A 13,411-nucleotide genomic window follows, 5' to 3' on the forward strand; every position below is an offset into this window, starting at 1 on the left:
CCCGGAAACGCGCCGGGCGATGCTTCTTCCTTGGCAAGCCGGCCAGATTTCTGATTCTCCTATCCCTTGTACGAAGTCGATTTGATAATCAAATGAGAACTCGTCTCATTCATGTTGACTCTATAACGAGAATCATTATCATCTGTTCTGGCTCGTATCAATCATCGGAGGCATCATGACGCTCAGCGCTGTCATCGTCGGGGCAGACCGGCTCGGGAACATTCCCGACCTGCTCAAAGGACACAATATCGCGATCACGCACCACATCAGTGGCCGCGACCCGTCCCATCAGAAAAAGACGTTGCAGTTGCCTTCGGGCACCGAGGTCCTGATCCTGTTGACCGACTTCCTCGGTCACAACGTCATGAAGGCCTTCCGGCAGGCGGCACAACGCTCAGGCATTCGCGTCGTGGCGTGCCGGCGGTCGGTGTGTGCGATGCAGCAGGCGCTGGAAACGTGCGGGTTGTGTGGCGCGGCGGGCAACGAGCCATGTGCCCGTGCCGACGCCGCCCCCGCCGAGGTCAGGGTACAGATGCCACGGTCGCGGCGATCCGGCGCGCGCCATTGAAGCGCGCCTTCCAGTAGGCCATGTCCATCCGTTCGACACGGACGACGCCACCGGCTGACGGGGAATGGACGAACCGTCCTTCCCCCAGATAGATGCCAACATGCGAGTACTGGCGGCGCAGGGTGTTGTAGAACACCAGGTCGCCAGGTTGCAGCTCGGACGGTTCGATGTTCTGGCCCATGCGGCTGATTTCTTCGGACTTGCGGGGCAGATTGAAGCCCAGCACCTGGCGAGCCACGTAAGACACCAGGCCGCTGCAGTCAAAGCCCGTGTCGGGTGACGAGCCGCCCATCCGGTACCGGATCCCCAGATAACCCAGGGCTTGTGACGCCAGTTCCGACGTCGGCGCCAGCAGGCTGTCGGGCGCGTGCCACTGGCCGGACAGGATCATGGCCGGGTCGCGCGCGGTAGTGCGGGGATCGATATCGGTGTCCGGCAGGCCCAGCATGCCTTCGGCTGCGGCAGCGAATGGGTCCTGCCAGGCGGTGTTCGGATAACGGGGGAGCGGTTTGTTGGTGGTGGCGCGGGCGGCCTGCGGATGTTGCAGGCGGGCGCGCAATGCGGCGGTGGTCATGATGCCGTCATCGCTGGCGCCGGGGGCGACGGTAGCGCAGCCCGTGAGGCCCGAAACAATGGCAAGCGCGGCGATGATCAGGGGCTTGCGGCACAGGGCCAGGACGAAGGAGGTATGTGTCATGCCGTATCAGGGGTGACCAAAAGTAAGTCAATCGTCCAAAAGAGTGGCTAAGATACCGGCTGCTGTCGAGTAGGTCAATGCACTTATGCGTTGAAGGTTCAAAAGAGCTGCGTAAGCAGGGCTTACAATTGCGCCTCACTGCTGCGACGCGGCGACCGAGCCTACCCAACAAGGATTTTCCATGAAGACCAAGCACGTCCTGACCTCCGATGATGTGAAGAAGATCGCCGCTGCCGCCGAAGCCGAAGCGCTGGCGAACAAGTGGGCCGTCACCATCGCCATCGTCGACGACGGCGGCCACCTGCTGAATCTGCAACGCCTGGACGGCGCCGCGCCGATCTCGTCGCTGATCGGACCGGCCAAGGCCCGCACGGCCGCCCTCGGCCAGCGCGAAACCAAGATCTACGAAGACATCGTCAACAACGGCCGCACCGCATTCCTGTCAGCGCCGCTGGACGGTCTGCTCGAAGGCGGCGTGCCGATCATTGTTGAAGGCCAGACCATCGGCGCCGTCGGCGTGTCGGGCGTCAAGTCGAACGAAGACGCACAGATCGCCAAGGCAGGCATCGCCGCACTGAGCGTGTAATGGCCCGCTGATGCGCCGCTGGCGGCTTTCCAGGCTGTCAGCCCGGTGCAACAGCTGCTGCGTTTGACCGAGTGCGCTGCATTTGACCGAGTGCGCTGCATTTGACCGAGTGCGCTGTATGGAACGAGCCCCGGAAACACCCGTCGTGTGTTTCCGGGGCTCGTTTTTTTGTGGCTTGGTTTTGTTGCAAGGGCGCGTTTTCCAAGACCGTTCACCAGGCGTGTGTCGCGCCACGGCGTGGCGTCGGTACTCGATGCCGCTTGCCCGGGTGACGCCGCCGGTGGCGCTGCGGTATCGTCTGCCCATGAATTCGACCCCGACCTCTTCGCGCCTTCGCGGTGCGCTCAATCCTGGCGTGCGCCCGCGTGAAGTCTTTGCGTGGTCACTCTATGACTTTGCCAACTCCGGCTACACCACGGTGGTACTGACGGCCGTCTTCAACGCCTATTTTGTTGGCGTCGTGGCCGGCAATGCGTCGTGGGCGACGCTGGCCTGGACCGGCACCCTGTCGGTGTCCTACCTGATCGTCATGCTGGCCATGCCGGGCCTGGGTGCCTGGGCCGACTCGCGGGGCGCCAAGAAGCGGCTGTTGGCCGTCAGCAGTGTGGGCTGCATCGCGGCGACGGCGTCCCTGGCGCTGGTCGGGCCGGGCGGGTTGTGGCTGGCCGTGGCGGCGGTGATCGTCTCCAACGTGTGCTTCAGTATTGGCGAGTCGGTCATTGCAGCCTTTTTGCCCGAACTGGCCAGGCCCGAGGCGCTGGGGCGCGTATCGGGCTGGGGCTGGAGCTTTGGTTATTTCGGCGGCATGCTGACCTTGGGGCTGTCGCTGCTGATCGTCACGCGGTCGCAGGCGGCAGGCGAGACGGCCACCCATTTCGTGCCGCTGACGATGCTGCTGACGGCCGGGATCTTCGCGATCGCAGCCGTGCCGGTGTTCGTTTTTCTGAAAGAGCGGTCCGCGCCGCAGCGGGGCGGGGCGGTGGCCAACAGCGCCACCGCCACGGCAACGCGCACGGCAACTTCACCCGACGCAGCCGCTGCGACCGCCGGCGCATTGGGCGTGCCGCCCTCCGCCGCGGGCAAGTCGCTGGGCTTCATGGGCGTGATGCGGCAGCTGGGTGCCTCCTGGCGCGCCACCAAAGCCTTTCCCGACTTCCGCAATCTGCTGATTTGCGGCGTGTTCTATCAGGCGGGCATCGCGGTGGTGATCACCCTGGCCGCCGTCTACGCCGAGCAGGTCATGAAGTTCCAGCAGGCCCAGATCATGATGCTGGTCTTCCTGGTGAACATCACGGCGGCGGCTGGCGCCTTCAGCTTCGGTTTCGTGCAGGACCGCATCGGCCACCGGGCTGCCCTGGCCGCCACCCTGGTCGGCTGGATCGCCATGGTCCTGACCGCCTATTTTGCGCAGACGCCCGGCGGTTTCTGGGCGGCAGCCGCCTTGGCCGGCCTGTGTATGGGGTCGAGCCAGAGCGCCGGGCGGGCCATGACAGGCGCTTTGGCGCCGGCCACGCGCCTGGGCGAGTTCTTTGCGCTATGGACGTTTGCCACACGGCTGGCCGCCATCATCGGGCCGCTGACCTACGGCATGGTCACGTGGATCACGGACGGCAATCACCGCCTGGGCATCCTGATTACCGGCGTGTTCTTCGTGATCGGTCTGCTGGTGCTGACCCGCATCGACATGCGGCGTGGCGAAGCGCTGCGGGTGGCGCAGGCAGGGCAGGTGGCCTGAGCACGACGGTGATGCGCTTGCTCACTGCAGGGAGCAAAGCGGCCTGCAGTCGCCGGGCCGCTCGCCAGAAGCGCACGTGCCTTGGGCTCCGCCGACCAATAAAAAGGGACAGCCTAAGCTGTCCCTTTTCACCCCAGGCAAGAATCGGCGCATCCCGCACGCCGCTTTTGCCCTGATCACCCTGACTTACGCGATTTCCACCGGAATACCGGCGATCTTGGCCGACCAGGTCTTGGGGCCCGTCTCGTGCACCGACGTGCCCGTCGAATCCACCGCCACCGTCACCGGCATGTCCTTCACGTCGAATTCGTAGATCGCTTCCATGCCCAGGTCGGCAAAACCGACGACCTTGGCGCTGCGGATCGCCTTCGACACCAGGTAAGCCGAGCCACCCACGGCCATCAGGTAGGCCGACTTGTGCTTGCGGATCGATTCGATGGCGACCGGGCCGCGTTCGGCCTTGCCGATCATCGAGATCAGGCCCGTCTGCTCCAGCATCATATCGGTGAACTTGTCCATGCGGGTTGCCGTGGTCGGGCCGGCGGGTCCGACGACTTCTTCACGCACCGGGTCCACCGGGCCCACGTAATAGATGACGCGGTTGGTAAAGTCCACGGGCAGCGATTCACCCTTGGCCAGCATTTCCTGGATGCGCTTGTGCGCGGCATCGCGGCCGGTCAGCATCTTGCCTGACAGCAGCAAGGTCTGGCCTGGCTTCCACGCGGCGACTTCTTCCTTGGTCAGCGTGTCCAGGTCGACCCGGGCCGACTTGTTGTAGTCGGGCGCCCAGTTCACGTCAGGCCATTCTTCCAGCGACGGCGGATCCAGGCGGGCGACGCCCGAGCCATCCAGCGTGAAGTGCGCGTGGCGCGTGGCCGCACAGTTCGGGATCATGGCAATCGGCTTGGACGCGGCGTGCGTCGGGAACATGCTGATCTTGACGTCCAGCACGGTTGTCAGGCCACCCAGGCCCTGCGCGCCGATACCCAGGGCGTTCACCTTGGTGTACAGCTCGATCCGCATTTCTTCCAGCTTGCTGTTCGGGCCGCGTTGCAGCAGCTCGTACATGTCGATGTCTTCCATCAGCGACTGCTTGGCCATCAGCATCGCCTTTTCGGCGGTGCCGCCAATGCCGATGCCCAGCATGCCGGGCGGGCACCAGCCGGCGCCCATCAGCGGCACGGTCTTCAGGACCCAGTCCACCACGGAATCGCTCGGGTTCAGCATCGCAAACTTGGACTTGTTTTCCGAGCCGCCGCCCTTGGCCGCCACCTGCACGTCAACGACGTTGCCAGGGACCAGTTCGACGTTGACCACACAGGGCGTGTTGTCGCCGGTGTTCTTGCGGGCAAATTGCGGGTCGGCGAGCACGGAGGCGCGCAGCAGGTTATCCGGATGCAGATAGCCGCGGCGCACCCCCTGATCACAGAGGTCCTGCAGCGAGAACTTGCTGTCGAAGCGCACGTCCATGCCCACTTTCAGGAACACGTTGACGATGCCGGTGTCCTGGCAGATCGGGCGCTTGCCTTCGGCGCACATGCGCGAATTGGTCAGGATCTGGGCGATCGCGTCCTTGGCGGCGGGGCTTTCCTCGCGCTCGTAGGCGCGCGCCAGATGGCGGATGTAATCGACCGGGTGGTAGTAGCTGATGAACTGCACAGCGTCGGCGATCGATTGAATCAGGTCTTCTTCCTTGATGACGGTAGTCATGCAAACTCTCCGGGTCGATACAAAAAGAGGAGGGGCGAACGCGGTGCGTCAGTGGCCGCCATTCTGGATACGTTCGTGGGTGGGCGCCATCAGGCGGTCGGTGTATGCGATGGCCAGCGCCGACAGCAGAAAGGCAATATGGATGCTGGTCTGGGCGATCAGCGTCTTGCTGTCGTAATGCGCCGCGTTGATAAAGGTCTTGAGCAGGTGGATGGACGAAATGCCGATGATGGCCGTACCCAGCTTGACCTTCAGAACCGACGCGTTCACGTGCGACAGCCATTCTGGCTGGTCCGGGTGGTTTTCCAGGTGCAGACGCGACACGAAGGTCTCGTAACCGCCCACGATCACCATGATCAGCAGGTTGGAAATCATCACGACGTCGATCAGGCCCAATACGACCAGCATGATGGTCGTCTCGTTCAATACCGTCGGCACCGGCACGGGGACCTGGCCGGGAACGAAGGGCATGACTGCCTGCGCCAGCAATTCGATCGCGTGCTGGTTGCCAAACGCGGCTTCGATCAGGTGGACGAGTTCCACCCAGAAGTGGAAGACATAGACGCCCTGGGCCACGATCAGCCCAAGGTAAAGCGGCAGCTGCAGCCACCGGCTCATGAAGATCAGGTTGGGCAAGGGGCGCAGCGCGCGGGGCGGGCTGAATTCGGTGCGGGGCTTGCTGGGGTCTGACATGGGTTGCCTGTTGAGGAAATTGGGTTACCGCGCGGGATTGTACGGTGCTTGCGGATGCTGCGCCGCAGCGAACGGAGCCCACCTGGTTTCTGTAACCTATGGCTAACACCGTTTCGGCAGGACGGTGTCGCGTCGCAAAATAGCGACCGCACTTCCAACAACGACTACAAGGACACGCGGCGATGGCCAACCTCGATTCAGTTCTGACAGAAACGCGGGTGTTCCCGCCCAGCAAAGATTTCGTCGCCCAGGCGAACGTTTCCGGGCCGGAAGGCTACCAGGCCCTGTGCGACGAGGCAGAGCGCGATTTCGAAGGCTTCTGGGCACGCCTGGCGCGCGAACATATCCAGTGGGCCAAGCCATTCACGCGCACCCTGGACGAAAGCAACGCCCCTTTCTACAAGTGGTTCGACGACGGCGAATTGAATGTGTCGGCCAACTGCCTTGACGTGCACGTGGACAACGGCCGCGGCGACAAGGTCGCCATCATCTTCGAAAGCGACGACGGCAAGACCACCCAGGTCACCTACCGCGACCTGCTGGCCCGGGTGTGCCGCTTCGCCAACGGGCTCAAGGCGCTGGGCTACAAGACCGGTGACCGGTCCATCATCTACATGCCGATGTCGGTGGAAGCCGTCGTGGCCATGCAGGCCTGCGCCCGCCTGGGCATCACGCATTCGGTCGTGTTCGGCGGCTTTTCCGCAAAAAGCCTGCAGGAACGGATCGTCGATGTGGGCGCGACGCTGGTGATCACCGCCGACGCGCAGCAGCGCGGTGGCAAGACCATCCCGCTCAAGCCCGCGGTGGAAGAAGCGTTTGGGCTGGGCGGCTGCGAAGCGATTCGCAATGTTGTCGTCTACAAGCGCGCCGATGTGGCCGGCAACTGGGAAGAAGGGCGCGACGTCTGGATGCATGATGTCGAAGCCGGCCAGTCCGATACGTGCGAGCCCGTCATCGTCAACGCCGAACACCCGCTGTTCATCCTGTATACGTCAGGCTCGACCGGCAAACCCAAGGGCGTGCAGCATTCGTCGGCCGGTTTTTTGCTGTGGGCGCACCTGACCGTCAAGTGGACCTTCGACCTGAAGCCCGACGACGTGTACTGGTGCACGGCCGACGTCGGCTGGATCACCGGGCACTCGTACATTGCGTATGGCCCGTTGGCCGCCGGCGCGACGCAAGTCGTGTTTGAAGGCGTGCCGACCTTCCCGAATGCCGGCCGGTTCTGGGACATGATCCAGAAGCACAAGGTCAGCATCTTCTATACGGCGCCCACCGCGATCCGCTCGCTGGTCAAGGCCGCCGAAGGCAGCCCCGAACACCATCCCCAGAAATACGACCTGTCCAGCCTGCGCGTGATCGGATCGGTCGGCGAGCCGATCAACCCGGAAGCATGGATGTGGTACTACAAGAACGTTGGCGGCGAACGCTGCCCGATCGTGGATACCTGGTGGCAGACCGAAACCGGTGGCCACATGATTACGCCACTGCCTGGCGTGACGCCGCTCAAGCCCGGCTCATGCACCACACCGCTGCCCGGCATCATGGCCGCCATCGTCGACGAGACGGGCGGTGACGTCGAACTGGGCAAGGGCGGCTTCCTGGTGATCAAGCGCCCGTGGCCCGCGATGATCCGCAACATCTGGGGCGACCCGGAGCGCTTCAAGAAAAGCTACTACCCCGAAGAACTGGGCGGCACGTACTACCTCGCCGGCGACAGCGCCAACCGGGATACCGACGGCTACTTCTGGATCATGGGCCGCGTGGACGACGTGCTGAATGTGTCGGGCCATCGCCTGGGCACCATGGAAGTGGAATCCGCCCTGGTGTCGCACCCGCTGGTGGCCGAAGCCGCCGTCGTGGGCCGTCCGGACGATCTGACCGGTGAGGCCATCGTGGCCTTTGTGGTGCTGAAGAAAGCCCGCCCGGACGATGCTGAAGCCGCCGAGATCGCCAAGGACCTGCGCGCCTGGGTGGCCCGTGAAATCGGCCCGATCGCCAAGCCAAAAGACATTCGTTTCGGGGACAACCTGCCCAAGACGCGGTCGGGCAAGATCATGCGCCGCCTGCTGCGCGTAGTGGCAAAAGGGGAGGAGGTCACGCAGGATGTTTCCACCCTCGAAAATCCCGCCATTTTGGACCAGCTTGGCAAAGCACTCTGATTTTTGCGATACTATGCACAGCTCTGGTGCGGTTTCACCCAAAAGGATGGTGCATTTCGCACCAACATAGGGGTCAACACCTAGTGTAAGTCGCACAATCCAGGCGCAGAATATCGTTATGCAGTGGAGGAGACAAACCCCTGCAGTCACTAGAAGAGCAAAACGCCCGAGCGGCCGATCCATAAGTAGATCGGCCGCCGGTGCAATAATTTTCCTGCTGTTGTTTGATCTCCTCTGCTGTCGTCACCCCTCGCTGTCCCTGCCGTTTCAGGCAACTTCCCCAGATTGTGATTCGCTGCCTTTTCCAGGCTGCATTGTTTCGTGCATGGCTCGCGCCAGTGCGTGCGCAGCGATGGTGCCCACCTATCCGCAGGTGTAATCCCGTCCACGCGTGGTGCGTCGAAAAAACTCACGCGTGATCGTCTTGCGGGGATCTGATATACTGCGCGGCTGTTAGCGGCTGGGATACGTCCGAGCTGCCGGCATGGACAGGTGGCCGAGCGGTTGAAGGCGCACGCCTGGAACGCGTGTATATGTGAAAACGTATCGTGGGTTCGAATCCCACCCTGTCCGCCAGGAATTCAGTCTTGGCGGTCAGCAGGTTCCAAAGACCGTCAATAAAAAAACCCGCACAGCACAGGCTGCGCGGGTTTTTTTTCGTGCCGCGTCGGCGGCAGACGTGGAAGCCGTCAGTCGCAGCGATCCGGGTAGAACTCGGCATCACCCCTGTCCAGCGTGGCGTGCGCGATCATGGACAGTTCCAGCTCGGCTTCAAAGGCCGAACGGCCGGTTGCGGCAAAGCGTCGGGTGAAGCGGCCGCGACGGTCGGAAATGATGCCGCTGCAATGCGTCACACCCGTCTGGCTCTGGATGCTGCACTCGTGCAGCAAGTGGCCGTCGTCGAGTTTGATGGTGCGGGTGGACCAGTGTGACGCGTCGTTCATGGTGCAGGCCGGGCAAGTTCGTATGCCACCAATTTACTTCACGGGATTGCGCTGCCTATCCGCCAGGTGGCGCAGACACCACGCCAGTCGTAACGCGACGCTACGTGCGCAGAGCGGAATGCGCAGGCGGCGCGGGGAAGGGCGGCCTGCGACTGCCACGGCTGCTTACATCGCCAATTCGAGCCCGTGCCGCTGCATCACGCCTTTCAGGGCTGCCATATCCGGCGGACCCCCTGCGCCAAGCACGCCGGCGACTTCCTTGAAATATGCCGGTCCGATGTTGGCTGGGGAAAAGACCACCAGGGCCCGCGCGGCTGTACGATCATTTTGACCACGGCCGGCCGCGGAGCGTGCGGAGGTTCAGGTCGCGCAGGTCAAGGTACTGCGTTTTCCGTTGCGTGAGAAGACGGGTGTTCGGTGGGGACGACGCCGTACTGGATCCAGCGCGGCAGGACGGTCGCCTCGAAGGCGGCGAGCGTTGCCGGGTCGATGGCGGGGTGCCGGGACGCCAGAGCCGCGCCGCGCAGGGTGGGCTGACGAAGTAATGTGCTGGCGACGGCGGCTTGCCAGGCCGGGACTTCCAGTGCGGTGGCCAGCGCGGGGGCGAGCAGCCATCGGCGGGGGCCCTGCTGTTGAGACAGCCATGCGTTGACACGCCTGGCGGTGGTCAGATCGGTGGGATCCGGCGGAAGGGTCAGTGGTGGGCCGTTCGGACCGGTGTGTGCGGCAGTCCGCGTCGGATGGGCGCAACCGGCCCAGAACAGTGTCAGGAAAGCCTGGTTCAGAAAGCCGGGCTGTGTCGAGTAGGGCGCGAGCCGGGCGATGCTGGCGTAGGTTGCCGGGCCTCGCGACAGGGCTTGCAGCAGCGGGGTGAACCACGCATCAGGCGCTTCGATCGCGCCGATGCGCGTGTCGAGTTGCAGCGGGCCGCGCACGGGCGCGCCGGGCAGTGCAGCGATGGCCTGGGCGAGCAGGTTGGCGCGGTGGGCGTCGGCCGACAGTCGATGATCTTGTCCATCGTCAGTACGCTGATAGATATCACGCCGCAGGCTTTGATTGCGGGCAAGGTCGCGCAGGGTTTCTGCCATGGCGGGGTCGCGCACGTCGCGCAGCAGGGGTTGCACGCGCGCGGGAATCGAAATGGCATCGATGTTTTCGATCAGTGTCGCGCTGCCCACGTAGGTGCAGCCGCTCTTGCCCAAGTCCTGCATGACGTCGGCAACGTGCAGCGGCTGCCAGTCGGCGCTGGTGAACTCATGGGCAAGGTAGGCGTCGTCTTCGTGTTCCAGATGGGCAAGCTGGCGGGCCATGTCGGGCGTGGCCACGAAGTAGCCGGCGCCTGATTTTTCCAGTTGGCGAAGCAGCGCGACGCCCTGGCGCAGACCCGCCGACAGCCGCAACAACCGCTGCGCTGCGGCCAGGCCCGACGCGCCGGGGTGGCTCATGTACGCCAGGTACACCAGGCCGCCCGGTTTCAGCCAGCGGTGGATCACCTGGCGGATCGCCGCGCGCGTGTCTGGCGTGACCCAGGCGTATACGCCGTGCAGCACGATGAAGTCGCACCGGGGATAGGCGTCTTCAGTTGCACGGGCCATGTCGGCCACGTCTGCGTGAAGGAACTCGATGTTGTCGACGCCACTGGCGGCTGCACGTTCGCGCGCCACCGCCACGTGCTGCGGGTCGATGTCCACGCCAATAAAGCGGCCGTCGGGATGCGCGGCGGCGGTGAGCAGGGCGCCCATGCCGGCGCCGCACCCCAGTTCCATCCAGACGTAAGGGTCAGTGGCGGGCGCGGTGCGGCGGCCCAATGCGATCGTTGCGGCGCGCAACCAGGTGGGCGTCATTTCCCGATGGAAAAAATCGGGGTAGGCGATGGCGGGATGCGCCGTGCCCGCGCCGGCTGAGGTGTCACGCGTCATGGGCAGCAGGGCGTCTGCATCAGAACGACGCGGTCATCGTGACATACAGCGAGCGGCCAGGTTCGTTGTACGTGTTGGCGCCGGCACCGCTGCTGTTGTTCTGGCGAAAAAGGCGTTTGTCGAAGAGGTTGTTGATGCCGGCGCGCAGCGACAGCGACTTGCTGAACTTGTAGCCGGCGCTCAGGCCCACCAGCGAATACGATCCGCGATCGCTCAAGGCCAACCCGGTCGCCGCGCCGCCGGCCTGGCCCAAGGTCCGGGCTTTCTGCTTGCCGTAGAAGGTGGCGTAGACCTGTGCCGAGACCTTGTCGTTCACGGTCCAGTCCAGCGTCGAATTGACGGTGTAGCGAGGGATCATCGATAGCGGCTGTCCGGTGGACTTCTGCTCGTTCTCGATCATATAGGTGCCGTTGTTGATCAGCTTCAGGACGTTGCCCTGTTCACCGATCAGCGGCACGGTCAGCGTGCCTTCAAGGCCCTGCACAATAGCCTTGCCGGCGTTGAACCACTGGAAGGCTTGCGCGGCACTGCCCGGGACGCCGATCACGATCGGTGGTCCCTGGTCGAACATGTCTGCCGCGATCTTGTTGTTGTAGTAGTTGTGGAAGTAGGTCAGTCCCGACACCCAGCCGCGGCTGGTGTAGGCAATCCCGATTTCCTTGTTGATGCTGGTCTCCGGATTCAAGTCGGCATTGCCCAGGATGTAGCAGCCAAGACCCTGGTTCGTGTAGTTGACCGGGCATCCCTGGCCCATGGTGAAGTACAGATAATTCGGGTTCGACTGGTACAGGTTGGGCGCCTTGAAGGCGCGCGCAATGCCGCCTTTCAGGGTGATCTCGTTCGTCAGCTGGTAGGACGTGTTCAGGCTCGGGCTCCAGTTGGAACCAAAGTTGTCGTGGTGATCGAAACGCAGGCCCGGGGTCAGCGTCAGCTTGTCGGTCAGTGCAATGTTGTCTTCCGCAAACAGGCCGGTCAGTGACGCTTCGGCTTTGCCGTTGCGGCTCGCGGCATTGACCAGTTGGCCGGTGTTGTCGTTTTGCGAATTGCCGTACGGATCGTTCAGCTTTTCGGTCCGGTGATCGAAGCCGAAGGTCACCACCTGACTGGTGCCGAACAGTTGCGACGGCATGCTGTATTCGCCGTTGACCAGGTAATTATTGAGTTCAGATGTCGACTTCTGCAAGGCGGCCTGGATGCTGCCTTCCGGACCGCCGGCCAGGCCTTCGTTGAAGCGGGTGTTGTCGGTGCCTTCGTACGAAAAAGTCAGGCGGGAACGATGGCCGGCGCCCCAGTCGCCGCGATGGGTGACCGACGCGGTGCGGCGGTACAGCGTGTTGGTTTCGGCGCCGGCCTGGGCCAGTTGCGTGGCTTCGGGCGTGCCATCGGTGCTGACCGCGCGATCGCCTGCGTAGATATTGCCCTGGCGGCTCATGCCGACGTTGAAGTCGATGGACTGCTTTTCCGTCAGCGCCCAACGCACCAGCGCGTTGATGTCCCGATTGCGCACGCCTTCGCGGCCGGCGGGCGGTGTGATGCCGGTGGCGAACTGCTGGTTCAGCGCAAGGCTGTCCGCTTCCGTCTTGGCAATGTTCCCGAACAGGCGGAACGACAGCTTGTCGGCCAATGGGCCACTCAGGTTGAAGCCGAGCCGCTTCGATCCGCCTTCGGCGCTGTGTTCCGGGAACAGCGAATACACCGTGACCGACCCGGCGTACGTGTCGGTTGGCGGCTTCGTGATGATGTTCACCACGCCGCCCGCGGCGCCCGAACCGTAACGGGCGGCAGCCGGACCGCGCAACACTTCAATGCGTTCAATCGCTTCGGCCGGGACCCAGTTGCTGTCACCGCGCGTGTTGCGTTCGCCGCTGCGGCCCATGCGGGTGGAATTGCGCGAACTGACCGGGATGCCGTCGATCAGGATGAGGGTATTTTCGGGGCCCATGCCGCGCAGGTCGATCTGGCGGTTGTTGCCATACTGACCCGATGAGCTGTTGCCCGTCAGGTTCACGCCCGGCATCGTGCGGATCAGTTCCGACAGGTCATTCGCGGGCGGGCGCTTTTCCAGGTCTTCCTGTGTGATGACCGACACGCCCGGCGCCTGCTTCAATTCTTCTTCGGCCGTCCCGAGCACCTGCACTTCCGACATTTCCTTGGGCTGCGTCTGCGCGACGGACTGCAGGGACACCAGAGCCATGCTGATCGCCAGCGCAAGCGGGTGGATACGGGTGACCGGGAAACTTGCGGGCATGACAGAACACTCCGGAAAGCAAAAGAGGGATGGCGAGTACCGGCGTGCGAAGACGCCGCCGTACGCGTGAATGCGAGTAATTTACATTCGCATTAATACGCACGGGGCAGGCACGGGCCAACTTTGCTTTTCTTGACAGAGGGTGTTGT

10 protein-coding genes and 1 tRNA gene are annotated in these 13,411 nt (G+C 63.5%); 5 read left to right on the forward strand and 6 right to left on the reverse strand.

The features are described 5' to 3' along the window. The first annotated feature begins 175 nt into the window (after window positions 1-175). A complete protein-coding gene (locus HD883_RS23590) occupies window positions 176-568 on the forward strand; it encodes a DUF2325 domain-containing protein (RefSeq protein ID WP_179589391.1) in 393 nt (130 codons plus the stop codon). On the opposite strand, the gene HD883_RS28050 is transcribed toward HD883_RS23590, so the two are convergent. Beyond that, the gene (locus HD883_RS28050; RefSeq protein ID WP_373563472.1) at window positions 522-959 is read right to left on the reverse strand and encodes a C40 family peptidase; all 438 of its coding nucleotides are present in this window, start codon (window positions 957-959) and stop codon (window positions 522-524) included. The genes HD883_RS23590 and HD883_RS28050 overlap by 47 nt on opposite strands. A gap of 487 nt (window positions 960-1,446) precedes the next feature. Here HD883_RS28050 and HD883_RS23600 point away from each other — a divergent pair, with 487 nt between their 5' ends. Both HD883_RS23600 and HD883_RS23605 read left to right on the forward strand, forming a co-directional pair. Beyond that, complete coding sequence (locus HD883_RS23600) at window positions 1,447-1,851, forward strand: heme-binding protein (RefSeq protein ID WP_179589392.1); 405 nt, start codon at window positions 1,447-1,449, stop codon at window positions 1,849-1,851. Window positions 1,852-2,137: 286 nt separating this feature from the next. Next, window positions 2,138-3,586: an MFS transporter gene (locus HD883_RS23605; RefSeq protein ID WP_373563473.1), complete on the forward strand. Its 1,449-nt coding sequence runs from the start codon at window positions 2,138-2,140 to the stop codon at window positions 3,584-3,586. Window positions 3,587-3,772: 186 nt separating this feature from the next. On the opposite strand, the gene HD883_RS23610 is transcribed toward HD883_RS23605, so the two are convergent. Further along, window positions 3,773-5,296, reverse strand: a complete 1,524-nt coding sequence (locus HD883_RS23610) for a fumarate hydratase (protein ID WP_179589393.1) — start codon at window positions 5,294-5,296, stop codon at window positions 3,773-3,775. Between the two features lie 48 nt (window positions 5,297-5,344). Then, window positions 5,345-5,989, reverse strand: a complete 645-nt coding sequence (locus HD883_RS23615; RefSeq protein ID WP_179589394.1) for a YqhA family protein — start codon at window positions 5,987-5,989, stop codon at window positions 5,345-5,347. Between the two features lie 182 nt (window positions 5,990-6,171). Between HD883_RS23615 and acs the strand changes: the two genes are divergently transcribed. Beyond that, entirely contained in the window at window positions 6,172-8,151 is a 1,980-nt protein-coding gene (gene acs / locus HD883_RS23620; RefSeq protein ID WP_179589395.1) for an acetate--CoA ligase, read from the forward strand. A 486-nt stretch (window positions 8,152-8,637) separates the two neighbouring features. After that, window positions 8,638-8,727 (forward strand) — tRNA-Ser (locus HD883_RS23625). A 113-nt stretch (window positions 8,728-8,840) separates the two neighbouring features. Here the strand turns inward: HD883_RS23625 and HD883_RS23630 are convergent. From HD883_RS23630 to HD883_RS23640, 3 genes are all read right to left on the reverse strand, one after another. Further along, a complete protein-coding gene (locus tag HD883_RS23630) occupies window positions 8,841-9,095 on the reverse strand; it encodes a hypothetical protein (RefSeq protein ID WP_179589396.1) in 255 nt (84 codons plus the stop codon). Window positions 9,096-9,469: 374 nt separating this feature from the next. Next, window positions 9,470-11,014 (reverse strand): class I SAM-dependent methyltransferase, encoded by a 1,545-nt coding sequence (locus HD883_RS23635; RefSeq protein ID WP_179589397.1) that lies wholly within the window; start codon window positions 11,012-11,014, stop codon window positions 9,470-9,472. 19 nt (window positions 11,015-11,033) lie between these two features. Then, entirely contained in the window at window positions 11,034-13,262 is a 2,229-nt protein-coding gene (locus tag HD883_RS23640; RefSeq protein ID WP_179589398.1) for a FepA family TonB-dependent siderophore receptor, read from the reverse strand. Window positions 13,263-13,411 lie beyond the last annotated feature (149 nt).

Origin of the sequence: Pigmentiphaga litoralis (assembly GCF_013408655.1) — a bacterium.
Classification (GTDB): domain Bacteria; phylum Pseudomonadota; class Gammaproteobacteria; order Burkholderiales; family Burkholderiaceae_B; genus Pigmentiphaga; species Pigmentiphaga litoralis_A.